This window comes from Nitrospirota bacterium (assembly GCA_016195565.1).
Lineage (GTDB): Bacteria > Nitrospirota > Thermodesulfovibrionia > Thermodesulfovibrionales > UBA1546 > UBA1546.
The window spans coordinates 42,464-63,598 of sequence record JACPZK010000026.1; the positions used below are offsets into that span (position 1 = coordinate 42,464).

At 44.2% G+C, this 21,135-nt stretch carries 23 protein-coding genes and 2 tRNA genes; 11 read left to right on the forward strand and 14 right to left on the reverse strand.

The genetic code is table 11. The annotated features are described in order from the left end of the window. The first annotated feature begins 754 nt into the window (after positions 1–754). A complete protein-coding gene (locus HY035_08600) occupies positions 755–1,444 on the forward strand; it encodes a DUF1957 domain-containing protein (protein MBI3378439.1) in 690 nt (229 codons plus the stop codon). Here HY035_08600 and HY035_08605 read toward each other — a convergent pair. From HY035_08605 to HY035_08620, 4 genes are all read right to left on the reverse strand, one after another. Further along, the gene (locus HY035_08605) at positions 1,408–2,325 is read right to left on the reverse strand and encodes a LysR family transcriptional regulator (GenBank protein ID MBI3378440.1); all 918 of its coding nucleotides are present in this window, start codon (positions 2,323–2,325) and stop codon (positions 1,408–1,410) included. The genes HY035_08600 and HY035_08605 overlap by 37 nt on opposite strands. Positions 2,326–2,368: 43 nt before the next feature. Further along, positions 2,369–2,770 carry a ribonuclease HI family protein gene (locus HY035_08610; GenBank protein MBI3378441.1) on the reverse strand — a complete coding sequence of 134 codons (402 nt, stop codon included), beginning with the start codon at positions 2,768–2,770 and terminating at the stop codon, positions 2,369–2,371. Further along, positions 2,767–3,480, reverse strand: coding sequence for a hypothetical protein (locus HY035_08615; GenBank protein MBI3378442.1), 714 nt, complete (start codon positions 3,478–3,480; stop codon positions 2,767–2,769). Before HY035_08615 ends, HY035_08610 begins: the two co-directional genes overlap by 4 nt. A 115-nt stretch (positions 3,481–3,595) precedes the next feature. Next, positions 3,596–3,671 (reverse strand) — tRNA-Ile (locus HY035_08620). Between the two features lie 113 nt (positions 3,672–3,784). On the opposite strand from HY035_08620, the gene HY035_08625 reads away from it, so the two are divergent. The 5 genes from HY035_08625 to HY035_08645 are packed head-to-tail and all read left to right on the forward strand — an operon-like array spanning position 3,785 to position 7,078. After that, positions 3,785–4,402, forward strand: a complete 618-nt coding sequence (locus tag HY035_08625) for a DUF47 domain-containing protein (protein MBI3378443.1) — start codon at positions 3,785–3,787, stop codon at positions 4,400–4,402. Then, on the forward strand, positions 4,395–5,387 hold the full coding sequence (locus HY035_08630; protein MBI3378444.1) for an inorganic phosphate transporter: 993 nt from the start codon (positions 4,395–4,397) through the stop codon (positions 5,385–5,387). The genes HY035_08625 and HY035_08630 overlap by 8 nt, the downstream gene beginning before the upstream one ends. Further along, positions 5,387–6,103 carry a hypothetical protein gene (locus HY035_08635; protein ID MBI3378445.1) on the forward strand — a complete coding sequence of 239 codons (717 nt, stop codon included), beginning with the start codon at positions 5,387–5,389 and terminating at the stop codon, positions 6,101–6,103. Before HY035_08630 ends, HY035_08635 begins: the two co-directional genes overlap by 1 nt. A 25-nt stretch (positions 6,104–6,128) precedes the next feature. Continuing rightward, the gene (locus HY035_08640; GenBank protein MBI3378446.1) at positions 6,129–6,662 is read left to right on the forward strand and encodes a methylated-DNA--[protein]-cysteine S-methyltransferase; all 534 of its coding nucleotides are present in this window, start codon (positions 6,129–6,131) and stop codon (positions 6,660–6,662) included. Beyond that, positions 6,650–7,078: a peptidylprolyl isomerase gene (locus tag HY035_08645; protein ID MBI3378447.1), complete on the forward strand. Its 429-nt coding sequence runs from the start codon at positions 6,650–6,652 to the stop codon at positions 7,076–7,078. Before HY035_08640 ends, HY035_08645 begins: the two co-directional genes overlap by 13 nt. Before the next feature lie 10 nt (positions 7,079–7,088). Here HY035_08645 and glgP read toward each other — a convergent pair whose 3' ends face one another. From glgP to HY035_08695, 10 genes are all read right to left on the reverse strand, one after another. Further along, positions 7,089–8,759, reverse strand: a complete 1,671-nt coding sequence (glgP, locus tag HY035_08650) for an alpha-glucan family phosphorylase (GenBank protein ID MBI3378448.1) — start codon at positions 8,757–8,759, stop codon at positions 7,089–7,091. Between the two features lie 59 nt (positions 8,760–8,818). Then, positions 8,819–9,646 (reverse strand): 7-cyano-7-deazaguanine synthase QueC, encoded by an 828-nt coding sequence (gene queC, locus HY035_08655; protein ID MBI3378449.1) that lies wholly within the window; start codon positions 9,644–9,646, stop codon positions 8,819–8,821. Beyond that, positions 9,633–10,694, reverse strand: coding sequence for a DUF4388 domain-containing protein (locus tag HY035_08660; protein ID MBI3378450.1), 1,062 nt, complete (start codon positions 10,692–10,694; stop codon positions 9,633–9,635). Before HY035_08660 ends, queC begins: the two co-directional genes overlap by 14 nt. Before the next feature lie 3 nt (positions 10,695–10,697). Beyond that, a complete protein-coding gene (locus HY035_08665; protein ID MBI3378451.1) occupies positions 10,698–12,497 on the reverse strand; it encodes a tetratricopeptide repeat protein in 1,800 nt (599 codons plus the stop codon). 72 nt (positions 12,498–12,569) lie between these two features. Then, on the reverse strand, positions 12,570–13,229 hold the full coding sequence (plsY, locus tag HY035_08670; GenBank protein MBI3378452.1) for a glycerol-3-phosphate 1-O-acyltransferase PlsY: 660 nt from the start codon (positions 13,227–13,229) through the stop codon (positions 12,570–12,572). A gap of 93 nt (positions 13,230–13,322) precedes the next feature. Then, positions 13,323–13,859 (reverse strand): CDP-diacylglycerol--glycerol-3-phosphate 3-phosphatidyltransferase, encoded by a 537-nt coding sequence (gene pgsA, locus HY035_08675; protein MBI3378453.1) that lies wholly within the window; start codon positions 13,857–13,859, stop codon positions 13,323–13,325. Then, positions 13,840–14,379 carry a 3-deoxy-manno-octulosonate-8-phosphatase KdsC gene (gene kdsC, locus HY035_08680; protein ID MBI3378454.1) on the reverse strand — a complete coding sequence of 180 codons (540 nt, stop codon included), beginning with the start codon at positions 14,377–14,379 and terminating at the stop codon, positions 13,840–13,842. Before kdsC ends, pgsA begins: the two co-directional genes overlap by 20 nt. Before the next feature lie 15 nt (positions 14,380–14,394). Continuing rightward, positions 14,395–14,470, reverse strand: a tRNA-Ala gene (locus tag HY035_08685). 148 nt (positions 14,471–14,618) lie between these two features. Continuing rightward, positions 14,619–15,197: a tetratricopeptide repeat protein gene (locus tag HY035_08690; GenBank protein ID MBI3378455.1), complete on the reverse strand. Its 579-nt coding sequence runs from the start codon at positions 15,195–15,197 to the stop codon at positions 14,619–14,621. A 61-nt stretch (positions 15,198–15,258) separates the two neighbouring features. Further along, the gene (locus HY035_08695) at positions 15,259–15,603 is read right to left on the reverse strand and encodes a four helix bundle protein (GenBank protein MBI3378456.1); all 345 of its coding nucleotides are present in this window, start codon (positions 15,601–15,603) and stop codon (positions 15,259–15,261) included. Positions 15,604–16,178: 575 nt separating this feature from the next. Here HY035_08695 and HY035_08700 point away from each other — a divergent pair. From HY035_08700 to HY035_08720, 5 genes are all read left to right on the forward strand, one after another. Next, positions 16,179–17,630 carry an alginate export family protein gene (locus HY035_08700; protein ID MBI3378457.1) on the forward strand — a complete coding sequence of 484 codons (1,452 nt, stop codon included), beginning with the start codon at positions 16,179–16,181 and terminating at the stop codon, positions 17,628–17,630. A gap of 117 nt (positions 17,631–17,747) precedes the next feature. After that, the gene (locus tag HY035_08705; GenBank protein ID MBI3378458.1) at positions 17,748–19,085 is read left to right on the forward strand and encodes a thymidine phosphorylase; all 1,338 of its coding nucleotides are present in this window, start codon (positions 17,748–17,750) and stop codon (positions 19,083–19,085) included. 76 nt (positions 19,086–19,161) lie between these two features. Continuing rightward, the gene (locus tag HY035_08710; GenBank protein ID MBI3378459.1) at positions 19,162–19,869 is read left to right on the forward strand and encodes a tetratricopeptide repeat protein; all 708 of its coding nucleotides are present in this window, start codon (positions 19,162–19,164) and stop codon (positions 19,867–19,869) included. A gap of 6 nt (positions 19,870–19,875) precedes the next feature. Then, a complete protein-coding gene (locus HY035_08715) occupies positions 19,876–20,856 on the forward strand; it encodes an ABC transporter ATP-binding protein (GenBank protein ID MBI3378460.1) in 981 nt (326 codons plus the stop codon). Next, a partial coding sequence (locus HY035_08720; protein MBI3378461.1) for an ABC transporter ATP-binding protein occupies positions 20,844–21,135 on the forward strand: 292 nt, incomplete at its 3' end. The genes HY035_08715 and HY035_08720, both read left to right, overlap by 13 nt.

Sequence of the window (21,135 nt, forward strand, 5' to 3'; positions counted from 1 at the left end):
GTTTCTGTATGAAGAATCCTGTAAGAAAGACCTGACCGCTGCCTTTAGAAGATTGGGGGAAACAGGAAAGGTTGAGATTATAACCACTGCTGCCACTCACTCATATTTGCCTGTCCTGAGTATGTATCCTCAGGCAGTAAGGGCTCAGATAATGGTTGCAAAGACACATCACATAAAAAACTTTGGGAAAGCGCCTGCCGGGATATGGCTGCCTGAATGCGGCTATTACAATGGGGCAGACAGAGTGTTGGCAGAAGCAGGCATAAAATTCTTTTTTATGGATACACATGGGATACTGAACGGAACGCCCACGCCGAGATACGGCGCATACAAGCCTGTAGCCTGCCCTTCAGGAGTTATTGCATTCGGAAGGGATATTGAGTCATCAAAACAGGTTTGGAGCTCGATAGAAGGCTATCCCGGAGATTTTGCTTACAGGGATTTTTACAGGGATGCCGGATTTGACCTGCCGATGGATTATGTCAGACCGCACATACATCCTGACGGCATAAGAACATATACAGGCATAAAATACTACCGTATCACAGGCAAGACAGAGGATAAGATGCCTTATGTAAGAGAACAGGCATTGGCTAAAGCAGAAGAGCACGCTGAAAACTTTATGCTCAGCAAAAAATGCCAGATAGAGTTTCTGTACAACAATGTGGGGTTTAAGCCTGCGATAACAGCTCCGTATGATGCCGAACTTTTCGGACACTGGTGGTTTGAAGGGCCGGACTGGCTTGATTTCCTTATGAGAAAAGTCGAACAAACGCGTGCACAGGATGTTTTCAGGACAATCACGCCGTCAGAATATTTAAGCGAACCCCGCACGAGCCGTTGGCTCACAAAGGGGCATGAAAATAGTCATTCAAACGATAACAACAATGTCATTCCCCGACTTGATCGGGGAATCCAGACGCGGGCCCCGCGAAAGCGGGGAACTCTGAAGAAGAACTGGATTCCGCATCAAGTGCGGAATGACAAATTAAATGCATTTTCGGAGCAAAATCATGAATTCCAATACATAACACCTTCAATGTCAAGCTGGGGTTATAAAGGGTATAACGAGGTGTGGCTTAACAGTTCAAACAGCTGGATTTACAGGCATCTGCACAGGGCAGTCGAAAAAATGACAGAGCTTGCAAATATGTTCCCGCGTGCTGATGGTTTGCTGAAGAGGGCGCTTAATCAGGCTGCAAGAGAAATTCTTCTGTCACAGCATAGTGACTGGGCCTTTATAATAAAAACAGGGGCCGCAGCCGAGTACGCTTCAAGCAGGCTCGCTGAGCATATAGAGAGATTTAACGGTCTATACGCGGCAATCAGGAAAGGCGATATAAACGAGGCGTGGCTGCTTGAGATTGAGAATAAAGACAAACTATTTCCGGAGATAGATTATCGCGTCTATTCAGACAGTGAAAGAAGGTTGTCAAAAGGATAAGCCTTAAGATATGACAGGAACTCATCCACTGCATGGGATGATATCGCCTTTTTCTGTAATATCAGGGAAAAATCCCTCAGCATTTTCTCTTCTTTAAAGCTCAAAGGCTTTAAAGTCCCGTATTTGATTTCTTTTCTTACAGCCCATCTTGACACAATGGCGATGCCAATGCCATTTTCAACCGATTCCTTTATTGCCTCTGTGCTCCCCAAAACCATAGAAATCATCATATTCTGAGGAGTGATGCTGTATTTGCCGAGGTATTTTTCTATTACCTGTCTTGTGCCTGACCCTTCCTCTCTGAATATGAAAGGTTCTTTCGTAATTTCAAAGATAGAGACATTTCTCTTTTTTGCCAATGGATGAAGCGGAGGCACGATCAGCGCAAGCTCATCTGCGACAAGTTTATCAACAACCATCTTCTGCCTTGCGACATCTCCCTCTACAAGCCCGATATCAATATTGCCGGCGTTCAAGAGCTCCACCACCCGCTTTGTGTTGCCGACAAGGAGGTGAATTTTTATTTTCGGGTGTGTCTTTCTGAAGGCTGCGATGACTCCGGGCAGGAGGTAGTTTCCTATGGTTGAACTTGCGCCGACACTTATGCTGCCTTTTACAAAACCTATTATTTCTCCGATGTTCTTTTCAGCAGCAGCATAAAGATTAAGTATCTCCTTTGCATATCTGTAGAGCATCTCCCCTGCAGGTGTGAGGGTGACTGTATTGCTGGCCCTGTCAAAGAGTTTTGTCTCATATGTCTCCTCAATTGCCTGGACTAAAAGGCTGACGGCAGGCTGCGTAAGATGTATTATCTCAGATGCCTTAGAAAAACTCTTTGTCTCCGCAACTGTGCAGAAAACCTTTAGCTTATGGTCTTCCATTCCCATAACTTTTGTTAATTATAAAATAAAACAAAAAAATAATTCAATGAGAGGTTTTGGCTGCTGCTTTTTTCGCAAGGGAATCTGCTCTTTTGTTCTGTTCTCTGGGGATATGACTGATGGTGTAAGCCTTAAAAGACTTCAGGTGCGAGAGCGCCTCCTGATACAGCGCTTTCAGATTTTCACTTTTCACCTTATAACTTCCTTGAATCTGTTTCACGATAAGCTCAGAATCAAGAAATATCTTCAGGCTTTCAGCCTTCAGCGCTTTTGCTCTGGAAAGCCCCTTTATAAGGGCCGTGTATTCTGCGATGTTGTTTGTTGCTGTTCCGATGTGTTCCGATATCTCGTATGTCTTGCCTTCCAGGAGAAGGACTGCGCCAATGCCTGATTCCCCGGGATTCCCGCTGGACGCCCCGTCACAGTACAAAACACCTTCTTTCATTCGCCTCTTTCTTTCCAGTAAAGGATTCTGTCGCACAGCTGGCACTGAATGGTCTCTGTATTTTTTCTTAGCTCAACAAACATCTGCGGCGGTATGTTCATATTACAGCCCTGACATATCTCATCCCTTGCCTCTACGACCGCAAGCCCATTGCATTTTTCAAGCAAGGCCATATAATTACTGTACTCATCAGGGTCAAGCTTATCGGCTATTGCTATGCGCCTGGCCTTGAGTTCTCCCAGTTCCTTTTCTGCTTCTGCTATCTCTTTCTCAACCTCTTTTCTGAATGCCTCTACCTTATCTTTTTCGGTTTTCATTTTAAGCTCTTCAGCTTTTACCTCTTTGGCTGCAGCCTCAATTGCTTCCATGGCGGAGAGTATCTCATCCTCTATTGCATACCGCTCTTTCTCTATGGTTTCAATCTCTTTAAGATGCGCCTGATATTCCTTGTTGGTTTTTATATTTAAAGCGTGGGCCTTTGTTTTCTTTATCCTCTCATTTATATCCTCAATTCCCCTCTCCTTGTCCTTTTTTTTCTTCTCAAGAAGTTCGCATTTCTGTTTTTCTTTTTCATAGAGAGACTGGAGTTCTTTAAATAATTTCTCAGCTGATGAGAGCTTGGAAGGCAGCGAATCAATAACAGCCTTTTTTCTTATGATAGTGGAATCCTCTTCTTGAAGTTCGATAAGTAGTCTTATATTTTCCTGCACGCACCCTCCACACAAAAAGTTAAGAGTTGAGGGTTAGGAGTTAAGAAAAATTAACTTTCAACTTCTAACTTTTCACTCTTAACTCTTAACTCTGATTTCGCAAAGCGAAATCAGTTGGTGGGCCCACCAGGACTCGAACCTGGGACCAACCGGTTATGAGCCGGTAGCTCTACCAGCTGAGCTATGGGCCCTGCAAGTAGTAATTGTAAATTTTAAGGGGCATTTTGGTCAAGTGCGGATTGTCACAGGTTTTGTTTGACATCACTCTTTTGTTTCTTATATGCTATTAAACAACAAAACAGATATGAAATTCTTTCCTAAAGAAATAGACTTTTTCGAGATATTTGACAGGGCTGCATTAAATGTCACGAAAGCAGCTACCCTCCTTGTTTCTCTCATGGAAAACTTTGACAATGTCGATGCGAGGGCCAAGGAGATATATGAGGTTGAGCAGGACGGCGATATGCTGACCCACGATATAATGAAAAAGCTCAACAAGACCTTTATTACTCCCATAGACAGAGAAGATTTACATGCCCTTGCCTCAAGCCTGGATGATGTCCTTGATCTGATATGGGCTTCTGTTGACAGGCTGTCTGTTTTCAAGATAACCGAACCGACAAAAGAGGCTGTTGCAATGTCTAAAGACCTTCTTACAACCGCCGAAGTCATTCATAAGGCAATAAAGAAATTAAAAGAAAAGGATTATTCTTATGTCCAGGAATATTGTATTGAGATAAACAGGCTGGAAAACAGGATTGACAGGGATTTCAGGGACGCGCTCGGAGCGCTGTTTAACGACGTGAAAGACCCTATCCTTATAATAAAGTGGAAGGAAATATACGAACATCTCGAAGACGCATCTGACAAGTGCGAGGATGTTGCCAATGTCCTTGAGTCTATAGTCCTGAAGTATGCATGATACGTTTTTTCTTCTCATATGTGTAATAGTCCTTGCGACAGTCTTTGATTTTATAAACGGTTTCCATGACACGGCAAATGCGATAGCCACATCAGTTTCAACAAGAGTTCTTTCTCCTAAAGTTGCCGTTGCCATGGCAGCGGTGTTAAACATGGTTGGGGCGCTGTCAGGAACTGCTGTTGCCAAAACAGTAGGAGTAGGGCTTATAGAGACTGCAAGCGTCACGCAAGTGACAGTTATATCCGCGCTTCTGGCAGCCATAATATGGGACATAATAACGTGGTATTTCGGTCTGCCGACATCTTCAAGCCATGCAATTCTTTCAAGTCTGGTAGGCGCTGCGATAGCAACCGCGGGAGTAGAAGTTATTATCCAAAAAGGAGTTTATAAGATTCTTCTCGGTCTGGTTTTTTCTCCTCTTGTCGGGCTCGCATTAGGTTTCCTGCTTATGTTATTCCTTATGTGGATATTTAAACGCTCTGCGCCGTCATTGGTTTCAAGGCTCTTTAACAGGCTGCAGATTGTTTCAGCAGCCTACATGGCTTTCAGCCATGGCAGCAACGATGCCCAGAAAACCATGGGCATCATAACAATGGCGCTGATCAGCTATAAAGGGTTGTCTGATTTCCATGTTCCGTTCTGGGTAATTGCCTTGTGCGCTGTTTCGATGGCGTTGGGCACAGCAGCAGGCGGCTGGAGAATCATAAAGACCCTTGGCGTGCGTCTTGTCCACCTGAGGCCGATTAACGGTTTTGCGGCAGAGGCCTCAGCGGCTACTATTATAGAGATTGCATCAAGGATAGGCCTTCCGCTCTCAACCACGCATATCATATCCTCAACCATAATGGGCGTTGGCGCATCCAAGAGGTTGTCGGCGGTAAGGTGGGGCGTTGGCGGGAATATAATAATAGCATGGCTGCTTACGCTGCCTGTGTGCGGTGTTCTTGCATGGGCTATCTGTAAAGCAATTCTTCTGTTGGTTTAATGAAAATTCTGCCTGCAGCATTTGTATTAATTGCCATCCTGGTTTTATCTTCCACGGCAGGCGCCGAGGTTATATTCTTTGATGACATTTCACTTAAAGGCGAGCCGGTGATGCTCAAAGCTGTGACAAAAGGAAAGATCTTCAGCAAAGGCGGGCAGCTGGTTGAATTTTATGTTGACGGAAAATCTATAGGCAGGTCGCTTTCAGGCGGTGACGGCGCCGCATTCAAGGAATTCAGAGCGGAAAAAACAGGACTGCATAAAGTCTCCGTAGTATCCGGCAAAGATAAAGACAGCGGCTTCCTGCTCTCTCTTAAAAAAGGGGCAGAGATTGTTTTCATTGATGTTGAGGGAAGCATGTTCGCGCCCCTGTCAGGCAAACCAATGAAAGACAGCCGGAAAGTGATTAAGGCAATAGCAAAGCGATTTCCTGTTGTGTATCTTCAGGCAGGGGTTCTTGATATCAGGGCATTAAAGAAATTACTGAAGGAAAATGAATTCACAGAGGCGCCATTGCTTCCATGGAGAGAGGGGAATGCGTTTGAGGAAGCGGATAAAAAAGGGTTGAAGATTAAGTTTGTAATAGGCGGTAAAACAGTTATAGAATCAGCAAAAGAATTCAAACCGAAAGCGTTCAGTTTTAATGAAGTGGAAGGAGCAGAGGAAGTAAAAGGCTGGGAGGAGATAGGGAAGAAGATGCGTCTTGTGATAAAATAAAAGTGCATGAATTAACAGCATTAATATGAAAACAAAAAAGTCAGGCAGCGAACTTTTCTTTGATATCTTTGAAAGCCCTGTTGGAAGGCTGTTCCTTTTATTTTCAGGGAAAAATCTTGCAGGAGTATCCTTTGAAAAGCCGGATTGCAGAAGAGGAGAGGCGCCTGAATCATTTAAGCAAGAACTGAAAAATTATTTTGAAGGAAAGAGTGAAGATTTTAAGCAGGGCGCTGTATTTTTGGAAGGCACGGATTTTGAGAAAGAAGTCTGGCTTGCATTAAAAGAAATTCCATATGGAGAGACGCGCAGTTATAAATGGCTTGCGGAAAAAATAGGGAGTCCGAAGGCAAGCAGGGCAATAGGACAGGCGCTTGGCAGAAACCCAATTCCGATAGTCCTGCCATGTCACAGAATAATCGAGTCTGACGGCTCAATCGGAGGCTATTCACCAGGCGTTGATATAAAGAGAAGGCTGCTTGAGATGGAATACTATAACGCCCTTTCAAATAGCGCTGGAAGAGAGGCTTTTAAAATAAAGGAGAAAATATGGCAAAGGTAAAAGAAGGAGATACAATAAGCATCCATTACACAGGCAAACTTGAAGACGGAACAGTCTTTGATTCTTCTGAAGGCGGCGCGCCTCTGGAATTCAAGGTAGGCGGAGGAGCGTTTTTGAAAGGGCTTGAAGACGGCGCCATAGGAATGGGAATCGGAGATGAAAAAACAATCAGAATTCCCGCTGAAGAAGGATACGGCATTTACATGAAAGAAAAGGTTTTTGAATTTGGCAGAGACAGGGCGCCTGAAAACTTTGACTCTGAGATAGGACAGCAGCTTCAGATGTACAGGGCTGACGGTATGCCTATAACAGTTAAAGTTACCGGCAAAACAGAGAAGGCATTTATCATGGACTGCAACCATCCATGGGCGGGAAAAAATCTGGTATTTGAGATAAAGCTTGTGGAGATTTTGTAGGCAGTGTTGTCTATCTGATATATGCCTCGGTGACGTATCTTCTCATCATCCTGTGGCTGTTGAAGTAGTAGGCATTTTTGCCTATGGCATTCTGCATCATTCGAATCCATGTATGTCTGTCGTTGTGATACATGGGGATTATGATGGCCTCAAGCTTGTTGTATAAATCATCAGCGTCTCTTTGGTCTATTGCGTCAACATCGTCTGTAAGCATTGTTTCTGTCGGGCTTGGACCAATAGCCCATCCTGTAAATCCCTCAATATGGCCCTCTATCCACCAGCCGTCAAGCACGCTGAAGTTTATTACGCCGTTATGAGCTGCCTTCATGCCGCTTGTGCCTGACGCCTCATGCGGCCTGAGAGGCGTGTTAAGCCATATATCAACACCGGAGACAAGCTTAAGGGCTTTCTCCATGTCATAGTTTTTAAGGTAGGCTATCTTAACTTTTCCTTTTAACTTTTCTTTTATTACGTGGATTTTTTCTATCAGCCATTTGCCGTGGTCGTCTTTCGGATGCGCCTTGCCTGAGTAAACAAGCTGTATCTTTCCTGAGGCAATCCTTTCTAACCTGTCAATATCGCTGAAAATAAGGTCAGGGCGTTTGTACGCAGTTGCCCTGCGCGCAAAGCCTATTGTAAGGGTGTCGTAATCCATGCCTGCTTTAGTTTCTGAATTTACAAAATCAATAAAAACCTTTTTTGCTTCAATATGGGCTGTCCATAATTCTTCTTCGGGGATTCTGCCTACTCTCACAAAAAGTTCAGGTTCGTTTGCCCATCCCGGCAGGTATTTGTCATAAAGCTTTTTCAGGCTGTCGCAGGTCCAGGTATAGCTGTGCACGCCGTTTGTTATTGCCGATATCTCATAACCGGGGAACATGTCCTTTGAGACATCTCTGTGCTTTTTAGCAACACCGTTAACGAACTCGCTCAGGTGTAAAGCAAGCATAGTCATATTTAGATTGTCCTTGCCTCCGAGATCTTTCAGCACATTTAAAGGTATTAATTCCCCCATTACCCGCAGGATCAGGTCATATGAGAATTTGTCATGGCCGGCCTCAACAGGAGTGTGGGTTGTAAACACGCAGATATTTTTTACCCTGTCAACATCCCACACAAGCCGCTCGTCCCATACGTCTTCTATCGGCCGTTTATATCTGAGCAGCAATTCCAGCGTAAGAAAACCGGCATGTCCCTCATTCATGTGGTATTTTTTTATCTCAAATCCGAGTTCATAGAGCATCCTTACACCGGCTATGCCGAGGACAATTTCCTGTTTGAGCCTGTATACATGGTCGCCTCCGTAGAGGTAAGAGGTAATCTCCCTGTCATCCTGAGAGTTTTCTGCAACATCAGTATCAAGAAAAAACACAGGGATGCTTCCGCCTGTCAGACTTTTCACAATGTAAAGCCACGCCTGAACCGCAACATCTCTTCCTTCTATCTGCACATATACCTTTGCCGGAAGAAGGGTCATCTGTTTTGACGGCTCCCATAGTGTCGGCATCTCCGTCTGCCTTCCCCTTTCGTCTATCTCCTGTGTGAAATATCCTTTTTTGCTGAGAAGGGTTACAGCAGCCATCGGGAGCTTAAGGTCCGCGCCTGATTTAATCGTATCTCCTGCGAGCACTCCAAGGCCGCCGCTGTAAGATGGGATATCGTTGGCAATTCCTATCTCCATTGAGAAATAGGCAATCTTCGGGTCTTTTGTGAATTCCTGCAGTTCGGGCAAGAACTGGTTCATATAGCTTTAATCCCTGCCTCTTTGAATCCCTTTGCCCTGAAAATGCAGCTGTCGCATTTTCCGCAAGGCGTAACGGTGAATCGGTGAATCGGTGAATCGGTGAATCGTTTTGCTTCTGCCCCTCTGTAACTTTTCACTTTTAACTTTTCACTTTTAACTTTTTTAGGCTGCGGGTCATAACAGCTCCATGTCAGGGAATAGTCCAGCCCTAATTCTTTCCCCTTTCTAATTATCTCTGCCTTTGTCAGATGAAGAAGAGGGGCTTTAATGCTGAATCTGATTTTTCCTTCCACCGATGCCTTTGTTGCAAGGTTTGCCATTTTTTCAAAGGCCTTCAGATATTCGGGACGACAGTCAGGATAGCCGCTGTAATCTACCGCGTTTGCGCCGATAAATATATTCTCAGCCTTAAGCGCCTCTGCCCATCCAAGCGCAAACGAAAGAAAGATTGTGTTGCGTGCAGGGACATAGGTGACGGGAATAGAGCAGCAGGACTTTGTGGAAATTTTTTTTACCACTGAACTACTGCACTGCTGCTCTTCTGCTCTATTTTTCGGCACTTCCATCTCTGATGTCAGAGCCGAGCCGCCGATTGCTCTTAAATCAAATTTTATTACGAGATGTTTTTTTACTTTTAATGATAGGGCGACTTTTTTTGCCGCCTCAAGCTCTATTTTGTGCCTTTGATTGTAATCAAAGCTCAGGGCATAAACTTCATAACCCTCGTGTTTTGCTATTGCTGCTGTTGTGGAGGAATCTACCCCGCCGCTGAGAAGGACAACCGCTTTTTTAGCGTTGTGCCTTCTGCTTTTAGTAAACGTCATCCGCTGTGCCTTCTTTACCGTCAGGCCCTGCGCTGAAGAGGATAAAATCACCGGCCTCTGTTTTATAGATATATTGCCTGCCCCACGAATCAGTCGTTTTTGTTATCTGATCTATTGATTGTGGATAAGAGCCGTTCTCATATTTATATGCCTCAATAATAAATCTTATGTTATCTATGTCCGCTGATGTTTTAATTCTGTCAGTGTAGTCAGACCGCTGCGAAGGAAATGAGATTATCGCAATAAAAAGGCTGACCAGGAATATAACCGGAGTAATAAATGGCGGGTAGGGAATGCCTTTTTTATCCGGCCGCGCTGCCCCGCGCAAAGCAATCTCAGGAGCTACAGGAGCAGTCTCTTTAGGTTCTATAAGGCCTTTTTCCATAAGGGATACGAGAAACTTGGACGCCTGAAAACTGTCCATATGACTGGATTCAATTGTTGCGCTGACATCTCTTTCGCCATCCACAAGCCCGAGGATCTCTTCCTCATCAGAGGTAAGCGCGGCGCCTGATTTGCCTGTTTTTTCAAATATGGTGTCAGGGCTTAACTTGCCTTCTATCAGCGACCATTCATCTATGATGCGAAGCCCTTCCATCAGGACATGCTGGGTATCAAGCGATACAGGCATCTCCTTGTCAACAGGCACTCCTTGCGGAGAAAACTCATAGTCACCATCTTTCCAGCTGAAGAGTTGAATCACTGTCTCGGTTATCTGCGTTGTAAGAATTTCCTGTATCTGTTCTTTTCCAATAAGACCCTTTTTTATAAGTACGCTGCCAAGCTTTTCTCCTGTTGACTGCTGTTCCTCAAGGGCTTTCTGAAGGTCTTCTTCTTTGATAAGCCCCTTATTTAAGAGCAGTTTTCCAAAACGGTTTGCCTCAACCTTTCTCCTGGTCTCTGCTGATATAATATTGCCCTCATAGAACAGCAGCCGAACCCTGTCCATCCTGCCTTCAAGCGTGAGAACGCCTGTTTTATGCTGGAAGTATATAAGCTGCAGTATATCTGCCAGGCCGAATTCTTTTAAGGAACCCTCTAAAGACATATCCTACTTCAGCCTCCTTCGCGCAGCTATATTGGAGATAAGGTATAAAAAAGCCATAAGCATCACTGCCGGAATTGTAAGCCAGCTATGTGAAAACAGTGAAAGTCCTGTAGAAAATAGCGGTTTAAGCAATATCAAAAGCAGCAGGAAAACAAATAACCACAGGAATAAAGTTCCTGAAAGAATTCTCCCCCAATAAATATGGGCTATTCCCGGCGGTGCAAAAGAAAGGATACTGATTGTGCGCCTTTTTTTCTTCTGGAGTTCCTGCACCTCAAGCTGTTTTGCTACCCGTATCCTTGAATCAAGGGCATCAAGTTTAATAAGAGACTTATAGCATAAGGAGCACATTTCCCCCCAGAGCTTTCCTTTCCCGCACTTTCCGCAGAGTATTACACCGCACCGTTGACACCTGTAGGCCCTCTCTTTGAATGCCGAGTCCATAATGTAAAACAGCGCCAACAGGGCAATAGAGACGATGACAGAAGAGGCAGAATTCAGGGGGGAGATTTTTATGAGTCCCCGTGCGCCGGTTTCCGCATATTCCCACATGACTGACATTGGAAGGTTTTCATCAGTGACAAGTCTGTTTGGATTCCGGCTTGCGGCTGACGAGAATTGGGATACGGATTCACTGCTGAGTTTTATGGCTTCGGTGAAATATTCCTCTCCCTTTGCAAAGTCAAGTGTTTCTCGCGATACCTGGCTGAGATTGTAATAAGCCGATGCAAGCGGTTTCAATTCTATGGATTTTTTATATGATTCTTTTGCCGCAGCCATATCATTGACGCCAGCATAGGAATTTCCGAGATTGACGTAAGCCCTTGGGTCTGGATATGAGGCCAAAAGTTTTTTATAGGCAGCTATTGCCTCTTCATAGCGTTCCTCCCGTTTGAGCGCAAGGCCGTAGGAAAAAAGGGATATAAAATCATCTTTATTTTTAAGAACGGAAGCGGCGTATTTATTGTCTCTGCTTTCATTGACAGCCACAATAGCCCTGAGTTCGGGAGAGGGAGCGGAGAGAAACATGTTTATAATGTTCAGACAGAGAGGAGACAGAAGGAGAAGCAGAACAGATGCATAAACAACAGTCTTATTCATTCCTCTGAAATATAATCCCAGCAGAAACAGGGAGCCTGTCATGAAGAATAAAGGGCCGAGAAAAGAGAGCGGGACAAGCAACATGGCAATTAAAATATTTTTCTTGCTTTCCTTAATATCATGAGATAAAAGAGGGATGTCTGTAAAAAGCCTTACAGCTAAAACCACAGCAAGCACAATAACAAAAGAAAGCATGAAGCTTGCGGTAAAAAGCCCGGATATACTCATCAACCACCAGAAATTTTTTTTGTAAGCCTTAAATCCCTTAATAGTATAATCAAGGCTCTCAAACATGCCGCTTGCTGAAGGCGAAAAACTTATTTTTGCCATTTCAAAATATGCGGGGGGGAGATTCGGAGAATGCTTTACCGCCTCTGTTAAAAGGCTCTTGGCTCTTGACGGGTCAGCGTGGGCTTTTTTTATCAAGACATACGAATAAGGCTCATTGTTTTCAAGCCCCCTGTCAAGGTGCGACTCATAGATGTCTTCAGCGAAGGATGAGACTGAAAATGCAAAAGTAAAAATTAAAAATGCTAAAGTAAGGAAAAAAATATTTTTGACACCTTCGTAAAAAGTGTCATTGCAAGCGGAGGTCCCTCGCCTGTCATTGCGAGCAGAGCGAAGCAATCTTGTTTTATCGCTCAGGGCAGTCTCCGCCGAAGCAATCTTAAAGCAGGCTCGGGATAAACTCCGCAATCTCACAGTTTGCAACTCATTGAAAAACTTAGATTGCTTCGTCATTTCATTCCTCGCAATGACAACATTTTTGAATTTTTAACTGCCCCGATGCCGTTCGCCAATCTTTTTTTCCGTCCCTTTTATGAGCCTCTCTATATTACCAATGTGTCTCACTAAAATCAAAAGCGCAATCAGGGCCGAGATTAGTACTTTTATCCTCACAGGGTCCAACAAAAATACATTTACAGGAAGAAGCCCGAACGATATTATCGCGCCGAGAGAAGAATATTTTGTTATAAGAGCTGCAACAAGCCATATTATAAGTGTAAGTATAGCAACTTTAGGAGAATAAATCACTAAAACACCGAGGCTTGTGGCAACGCCCTTGCCTCCTCTGAATCTGAGAAAAAGCGAGAAATTGTGGCCAAGTATTGCAGAAAGTCCCGCCAGCCCTTCAATTGCGGCTTGAGGGTTTGATGTGAAAGATTGTAAGAGTCCGGCCCCAAATTCTGAGGCGTAGAATCCGGGGTCGGAAACGAAAGCCCTTGCTATTGCCACGGCTGCTGTGCCTTTCAGCATATCTCCCAAAAGCGTAAGCAAAGCAGCCTCTTTTCCTAAAGACCGCAGCACATTTGTTGCGCCTATGTTGCCGCTTCCAATTTTTTTCAGGTCCACGCCTTTAGCCTTTGCGATTATTACCCCGCATGGAATTGAACCCAATACAAAGGAGAAAGCTATAAGCAATGTTATTTCCATATGAAAATCCCTTCTTTGTCATGCTGAACTCGTTTCAGCATCTTTAAGATTCCGAACCAAGTTCGGAATGACACCTCCACCTACATTTGTGTTTCATTTTATCTTTTTCCAGAAAGAGATTGTATACTGAATTCCTGAGATTACAGAGAGGACGAGCGCGGCCCATATAAAAATCATGCCGACATCATAAAGGTCTATATCAAATATGCTTTCCCCGAGAATCAGGCAGAGGATTGCTGTTATCTGCGCTGTTGTCTTGAGTTTTCCACCCATTTCAGCCGGTATGATTATGTCCTTTGACAATGCGACAACCCTCAGTCCTGTTACAAGGAATTCCCTGACAATTATAACTATTGCCATCCATGCGGAAAGCCGGGCCATATCCACCAAGACCACAAGAGCCGAAATAACAAGGAATTTATCTGCGAGGGGATCAAGGATAATGCCGAACTTTGTTATCTGCCCTGAACGCCTTGCAAGATAGCCGTCAAGAAAATCTGTTATTGCTGCGATTCCAAATACTGCCGCGCCCCAGAACGGATGCTGATAGGCTACGATTACGAAAACAGGGATAAGGATAATCCTGCTTAATGTAAGGACTGTCGGGATATTAAGTTTTAAGATACCCATCTATGACTTTATTCCATAACCCCTTGGCCTTAAGGATAAGGTCCGTGACTTCTCTTGCAGCGGCCTTGCCCCCTCTGTTTTTTGTGACTGCTGAGGCGTGAGATTTGACTTCTTCAGGCGAATCAGCAACAGCAAAAGAAAGCCCGACTCTCTTTAGCAGAGGCAAGTCCACTATGTCATCGCCTATATATGCTATCTCATTATCCCGGAGAGAAAACTTGCTTTTAATACGATTGTAGGCTTCTATTTTGTTATAGCATTTCTGGTAAACCTCGGCAATGCCAAGCTCTTTTGCCCTTCTCTCCACAACCTTTGAGCGCCGTCCTGTAATTATGGCGGCCTGAATGCCTGCCCTGATGAGCATTTTTATGCCGTGCCCGTCGCGCACATGGAAGGCCTTGAACTCGTTGCCTTTATTGTCAAGAATAATGCTTCCGTCCGTAAGAACTCCGTCAACATCAAGAATCAGAAGCTTTATATTTTTAGCAATCTCCGTGATTTGTTTTTTAGTCTTTTTCATGATGAATTTCAATTCTGGTGGAGCTGATCGGGATCGAACCGACGACCTCTTGAATGCCATTCAAGCGCTCTCCCAACTGAGCTACAGCCCCTCTTTAAAAAGTTTTAAGTTAAAAGTGAAAAGTTCTTTTAGTATTGAATTTTAAATTTTAAACTGCACTTTAGTCAACATGAGCAGAGCAGCAGAACAGTAGAGCAACAGAACAGAAGCAAAAACTACTGCACTACCGAGCTACTGCTCTACTGCGCTGTTGCGCTACTGCTCCTTGATATTATTTCCATAAAGCAGGGAGAGTTGCGGATGTTGTCATAGGTCTTTGATGTCTTTATATAGCTCCAGTTGTTATATCCCTTTCCTATTGCCTTTTTTAGCCACATGCATGCTTCTTCCGCATCATTTTTTGCCGCATAGAGTTCTGCCATGCTGTTTAGAGCGTAGATGTTGTTTGGGTTGAACTCCATGGACTTTTTAATATCGCTTTCAGCCTCCTCGTATTTCCCCATCAGGATAAATGTAAATCCTCTGTTGTTATATGCCATGCCGTTTTGAGGGCTTAGCTCAATAGCCCTGTTAAAATCAGCGATAGAAAGGCCGTATTGCCCTATTTCCTGATACGCGTTTCCCCTGTTGATATATGCCATGTCGAAATTAGGGTTTAGTTCAATGGCTTTGCTGAAATCAGGGATAGAGAGATTATATTGCCCTTTTTTCTGATAGGCAATGCCCCTGTTGCTGTATGCGCCATAGTTGTCGGGATTTAATTCTATTGCCTTGGTGTACTTGGCGATATCAAAATCATATTTCCATAACTTTGTCATCTATGAATCCTCTGGTTGTAATATTACACCTTTCTGGAGCAGTAGAGCAATAGAGCAATAGTTAAAGGCTTTTCTGAAAGTTCCACAGGAGCTTCCCAACCTCTTCGATGAGCTTCTCTATTTCAGTGGTATTCGCTTTTATATAACCAAGATTTTTCGAAAATTCAAGAAGATATTCTGTTTCCGCTAAAGAGCCGCGAGCTATATCAATAAATCTGGAAAGCTCTGCCTTTGTTCGCCGCCCATAACCTTCAACGATATTTGTTGGTATGGAAAGAACAGCCCTCCTTATCTGGCTTGTTATTCCAAAAGTCTCTTTCTTTGGAAATGTTTCTGTAAGGATATAAACATTCAAAGCAAGTTCATTAGCCTTTTGCCAAACAATTAGATTTTTGTATTTAGCCATAAAGCATTATATCATACTGCTGCTGCCCTTCTGCTCTACTGCGCTGCTGCACTATTAATCCACACCCTGTTGCAGAGAAGATACAGGGGTTATGGCGACTATTCACAAAAAACCTTTATTTTTCAATCAGGCATAATGGGCATGCTTATTGCTTCTTACATTTATAGATTATAAGGAACTGGATTCCGCATCAAGTGCGGAATGACATTTTATTGTGTATTGTTATTTGACAGATGTTTTTAGCTTGACAAAAGATGTGGGAAATGATTAAATTTATCATATTTTTATAAAATTCGCTCTTGCGGAACTCCATTTTATGGAGCTGATTTCATGAGAAAAGGAGGTGACGGCAGAGCAAAGAAGCGGCAGTAAATCCGCCTTACTTATGGCGGACAAAGAAGTAAAAAAGTAAAAAGGGCAAATCCCGTTTTTAACGGGAAAAATACTGAACCAAACCGAAAACAGCGCAGCAGCGCAATAGCGCAACAGAGCAGGAGTAAAAAATTAAAAAACTACTGCTCTACTGAACTTCTGCTCTACTGCTCTAAAATGGTTTGGGAAGTGAAGGAGAGCAAATGAAAAAGTATTTGGCATTAGTATTAGGCGTATTATTTACGCTCGGTTTTGCAGTTAGCGCCTTTGCCATCACTGCCGAGATTCCGGCAGAGACACAGGCAGCGGTTGCAAAGGGTTCAACACAGATAACACTGGGCGGAGAGATAAGGCTCAGAGGTGAGCTTACGAACAATACTGACTTGGACCAGAACAGCGGTGTAAAAGAGAATGCTGACACCAAGTCCTACTATGACGGCAGGGTAAGGCTCCGCATTCAGGCTGAAGTATCAAAGAACACAATGGGTGTAATCCACCTTGAAACAGGCGACAGCAGCGGTTCTGCCACAAACGCAAGTGATAATTATGTTTGGGCATCGCAGACCGGTGAAGGCGTGGGTACGTATACATCAGGCAATGCCAAGAAGGGCAGCATGGAGGTTCTTGAGGCATGGATTCAGCACAAATTTAATGTGGGTGTTCCTGCAGGCATAAAGGTTGGTCATATGCCGTTAAAGCTTGGCGATGGCCTTTTCTTTGACCATTCAAAATTCGGCGATGACGCAATCATGGTATTTATGGACCCGACAAAGGAACTCAACATTGCTCTGTTAACAGCCAAATTCACAGAAGGCACAAACATTATGCATGATGATGCAGATGCATATATGGCATTGGCGACCTACACAAGCGGTAAAACAAGCGTAGGCGCTGATTTCACCTATCTTGATGACTCGAGAAACTATATCAGCAGCGCAGGGGCATTAACTGCCCAGGGTCCGAATAACGGAGGACTCCACCTTTATAACCTCGGCTTACGCGCTGCAACAGAGGTTGTAGGGTTCGGCATCAAGGGTGACGTAGAATTTAATGGCGGCAGGAGCAGGTCAGAGGCCAATTTCACAGGCCTATCAGACAAAGAGATAAAGAATAGGGGTTATGCCTATCTCGTTGGAGTAAGCTATAAACTCAATCCTGTAAAGCTCAGCCTTGACTATGCTTTCGGAAGCGGCGACAACAATTCCGCTGACAACAAAAATAATGGATTCGCCAACGCGCTCAGCAACGTGCAGAAATACACATATGTGTATGACTATCGCGTAAAGACAGCGCAAGGCTCAACTAACACAGGACTTACCAACACACGGTATATAAAACTTGGCGCAACTGGAGACCTTACAAAGGAGCTGAATATTGATGCCAATTTTTATCTGCTCAGCGCTGCAAAGAAGAAGTCAATAACAGTTGGTACAACAACGTCTACAACAACAGACTTGGGATCAACAGCCTCAACAGTAGGCGATTCCAAGAAGATCGGCAGAGAGCTTGATGCAAAGATAACCTATAAGCTTGACAAGAACCTCGTTTACTTCGTAGAGGGCGGTTATCTCTGGACAGGAGCTTTCTATGATACGGCATCTCAGAGCGCTGACGATGCATATGCAGTAAGACACGGACTGACACTCAGCTTCTAATTGTAGCAAAGTTGAATCTCAAAGGCGTCCCGATAAAATCGGGACGCCTTTTTTATTTGCAGGTTTCTTCCGCTGTCAGATAAACAAAGAACTGTTGTATAATAAATAACTATTTTTATGCGTGCATATGATTTAATAAAGAAAAAGCGTGACGGAGCAGAGCTTTCAAAGGAAGAACTTTCTTTCCTTATTACTGAATACCTCTCCGAAAAAATCCCAGACTATCAAATGTCCGCCTTCCTTATGGCTGTTTATTTCAGCGGAATGACGGATGCCGAAACAATTGCTTTAACCGAATTGATGCTTTCATCAGGCAATAGGTTCGATTTTTCCGATATCTCAATCCCCAAGGTTGACAAACATTCAACAGGAGGTGTGGGGGATAAAACAAGCATAATACTTGCCCCGCTTATGGCTGCGATGAACGTAAAAGTCCCGATGATAGCTGGCAGAGGGCTGGGCCATACAGGAGGGACCATTGATAAGCTTGAATCAATTCCCGGGTTCAGGACAGACCTCTCAGTAACAGAATTTAAAAATAATGTTAAGGACATCGGTTTCTCTATAATAAGCCAGACAGATGAGATTGCGCCTGCTGATAAGAAACTCTATAGCCTCAGGGATGTTACTGCGACTGTGGAGTCAATCCCGCTGATTGCGGCAAGTATTATGTCAAAGAAGCTTGCAGAAGGCATAGAAGGGCTTGTGCTGGATGTGAAGGTCGGCAAAGGCGCATTTATGAAAAATATCGGTGATGCAGGAAAACTTGCAAGGACCATGGTTAACATAGGTAATTCAATGGGAGTGAAGACAATAGCAGTTCTTACGGACATGAATCAGCCTCTTGGGAAAACAGTTGGAAACGGGCTTGAAATTAAAGAATGCATCTCTGCATTAAGAGGAAAGATGCCGGATGATTTAAAAGAGGTGGTTCTTACGCTCGGGTCATGGATGGTTTATGCGGCTGATTGCGTTACAGAAGAGGCAGCAATATCAAGGCTTTCAGAGCATGTGCTGATAAAATACAAGGCAGAACTTATGGATTTCATAGAGAAGGGCGATGCATTTAAAAAATTTGTTGAATTTGTTGACGCCCAGTACGGCGACCCTGAAGTAGCTTTTAAACCCAATATGATTCCATCTGCCGCAAGAGTAAAAGAGATAAGAATTCCCGGTAAGGGCTATATACAGGAGATGGATGCTGAAAAGGTCGGCACAGCGTCCATGCTTCTGGGCGCGGGGAGGCAGCAGACCGAAGACAAGATGGACCATTCCGCAGGCATAGTCTTAAATAAGAAAACAGGGGATTACATAACTCCTGATGAGCCGATTGCAATGTTTCATTACAATGACGAGACACATTTGAAGGAAGCAGAGGAAGTTTTTCTTTCAGGGATTCAGGCAGGCGAGATCCCTCCGGATAAAAGGCCGGTAATAATTGATGTGGTTATATAATAAAAACAGGATGCAAGATACCTGGTGCGCAGCTTTCTGTTGACAAAGGCTCTTTGAATACATATATTAAATAACCATGGATTCTCATCTGTATGAACTGCATGAACTTGGCACAAAGTTATTTGAAGAGGGCAAATACTCAGAGGCAGAGCCTGTCTTAAAAGATATTATCGCCATCAATCCTAAGTATGCGGACGTATTGAACAAACTCGGCATTATTAACCATCTGAAAGGCAACACTAAAGAGGCTGCGGAATATTTTGAAAGGGCGCTTGAGATTAATCCAAGATACACACAGGCGTCTCTTAACCTTGCTATTGCGTATAATGACATGTGCGAATTCAAAATGGCGCAGGAGGTATTTTCAAAGGCTGCACAGATAGCTCATCCCACCCCGACTTCTATTGACCCCTTCGCGGCAGGCAAGCTGGCAAACGAACATTATAAACTCGGCAGTCTTTATTTTGACCTCGGGCTTTTCGATGACGCCATAGAGGAATACAGCAAAGCGCTTAAACTTCATCCCAGACTGGCTGATGGGCACACTAAAATCGGCATGGCTTTGAGGAGCAAGGGCAGGCACGAAGAGGCAATAACCCATTTTAAAACGGCAAAGGAAATAAATCCCGCTTATGGACAGGCATGGGTTCAACTCGGGCTGACATATTATGCGAAAGGGCTTACAGCGCTTGCATTTGAAGAATGGGAAGCAGCGCTGAAACAAAACCCTGACCTGAAAGAAGCTAAGACATACCTTCAACTCATTAAGAAAAAGGAACAGTAAACAGCAGTGTCCCTGCTCGGAATAAACTCCCTTGATATCTTATTCAGGACTTCAGCAAAGCCGATAAAAGTAGTCAGCGGCCTGTCTTTTAATATCGATGAATCCGAGGTATTCGGGCTTGTCGGCGAGAGCGGCTGCGGCAAAAGCCTTACGGCGCTTGCGTTGATGGGCATACTTCCTCCGAATGCGTACGCTGAAGGCTCAATAAACTTCAGAGGCACAGACCTCCTCAAACTTGACAAAGAACCCATGCGCCGCCTGCGCGGAAAAGAATTGGCAATGATATTTCAGGAACCCATGACATCGCTTAATCCGGTTCTGACTATCGGGTATCAGATATCCGAGGTTATGACAACGCATCTCGGCATTTCAAAAAAAGATGCTTCCGACAGGGCAGTAGAACTGCTGCGCGATGTGAAAATACCGTCGCCTGAGATACGGATAAAAGAATATCCGCACCAGATGTCGGGTGGCATGAGGCAGAGGGTGATGATAGCAATGGCAATAGCATGCAATCCTGCGCTGCTTATAGCTGATGAACCGACAACCGCGCTTGATGTGACCATACAGGCGCAGATACTTGAACTCCTTCAGGGGCTTCGGCAGGAAAGAAAGATGTCAGTTCTTCTGATAACGCATGACCTTGGCATTATCTCAGAGAACGCCCGGAGGGTTGCGATAATGTATGCAGGAAGGATTGTTGAACTCACGGGTGTAAATGAGCTGTTCAATAACCCGAGGCATCCATATACAATGGGGCTTCTTGATTCACTGCCAAAAGAAAAAGGCAAGCCTCTTAATCCTATACCGGGAACTGTTCCGCGTCCTGACAGGCTTCCTGACGGCTGCAAGTTCTCTGACAGGTGCAGGTTTGTTATCCCTGCATGTCAAGAGAGAGAGCCTGACCTCAGGCAGATATCAACAGAAAAGGAAAGCACACACCTTGCAAGGTGCATAAGAGCTGAAGAGATTATATGGAACTACTGAGCGTAAAGGCTTTAAAGAAATATTTCCCTGTGAAAAAGAAGCTGGCAGGCGAACCGCTGTGGCTTAAGGCTGTGGACGGCATTGATTTTTCAATAGAGAAGGATAAGGTCTTTGCGCTTGTCGGTGAAAGCGGCTGCGGCAAATCAACTGTTGCGCGTCTTGTTTTGAAACTTATGAAGCCTACGGCAGGAGAAGTGTTTTTTGAGGGCAGGGATATATTTGCGCTTAAAGGCGATTCCCTGAAGGCATTCAGAAAATCTGTGCAGATAATATTTCAGG

What these genes read in the sequence shown, in the direction of transcription:
- HY035_08600 (MBI3378439.1), top strand. Translation starts at nt 755, where the DNA reads ATGAGAAAAGTCGAACAAACGCGTGCACAGGATGTTTTCAGGACAATC.
- HY035_08605 (MBI3378440.1), bottom strand. Translation starts at nt 2,325, where the DNA reads ATGGAAGACCATAAGCTAAAGGTTTTCTGCACAGTTGCGGAGACAAAG.
- HY035_08610 (MBI3378441.1), bottom strand. Translation starts at nt 2,770, where the DNA reads ATGAAAGAAGGTGTTTTGTACTGTGACGGGGCGTCCAGCGGGAATCCC.
- HY035_08625 (MBI3378443.1), top strand. Translation starts at nt 3,785, where the DNA reads ATGAAATTCTTTCCTAAAGAAATAGACTTTTTCGAGATATTTGACAGG.
- HY035_08630 (MBI3378444.1), top strand. Translation starts at nt 4,395, where the DNA reads ATGCATGATACGTTTTTTCTTCTCATATGTGTAATAGTCCTTGCGACA.
- HY035_08635 (MBI3378445.1), top strand. Translation starts at nt 5,387, where the DNA reads ATGAAAATTCTGCCTGCAGCATTTGTATTAATTGCCATCCTGGTTTTA.
- HY035_08640 (MBI3378446.1), top strand. Translation starts at nt 6,129, where the DNA reads ATGAAAACAAAAAAGTCAGGCAGCGAACTTTTCTTTGATATCTTTGAA.
- HY035_08645 (MBI3378447.1), top strand. Translation starts at nt 6,650, where the DNA reads ATGGCAAAGGTAAAAGAAGGAGATACAATAAGCATCCATTACACAGGC.
- glgP (MBI3378448.1), bottom strand. Translation starts at nt 8,759, where the DNA reads ATGGAGATAGGAATTGCCAACGATATCCCATCTTACAGCGGCGGCCTT.
- queC (MBI3378449.1), bottom strand. Translation starts at nt 9,646, where the DNA reads ATGACGTTTACTAAAAGCAGAAGGCACAACGCTAAAAAAGCGGTTGTC.
- HY035_08660 (MBI3378450.1), bottom strand. Translation starts at nt 10,694, where the DNA reads ATGTCTTTAGAGGGTTCCTTAAAAGAATTCGGCCTGGCAGATATACTG.
- plsY (MBI3378452.1), bottom strand. Translation starts at nt 13,229, where the DNA reads ATGGAAATAACATTGCTTATAGCTTTCTCCTTTGTATTGGGTTCAATT.
- pgsA (MBI3378453.1), bottom strand. Translation starts at nt 13,859, where the DNA reads ATGGGTATCTTAAAACTTAATATCCCGACAGTCCTTACATTAAGCAGG.
- kdsC (MBI3378454.1), bottom strand. Translation starts at nt 14,379, where the DNA reads ATGAAAAAGACTAAAAAACAAATCACGGAGATTGCTAAAAATATAAAG.
- HY035_08690 (MBI3378455.1), bottom strand. Translation starts at nt 15,197, where the DNA reads ATGACAAAGTTATGGAAATATGATTTTGATATCGCCAAGTACACCAAG.
- HY035_08695 (MBI3378456.1), bottom strand. Translation starts at nt 15,603, where the DNA reads ATGGCTAAATACAAAAATCTAATTGTTTGGCAAAAGGCTAATGAACTT.
- HY035_08700 (MBI3378457.1), top strand. Translation starts at nt 16,179, where the DNA reads ATGAAAAAGTATTTGGCATTAGTATTAGGCGTATTATTTACGCTCGGT.
- HY035_08705 (MBI3378458.1), top strand. Translation starts at nt 17,748, where the DNA reads ATGCGTGCATATGATTTAATAAAGAAAAAGCGTGACGGAGCAGAGCTT.
- HY035_08710 (MBI3378459.1), top strand. Translation starts at nt 19,162, where the DNA reads ATGGATTCTCATCTGTATGAACTGCATGAACTTGGCACAAAGTTATTT.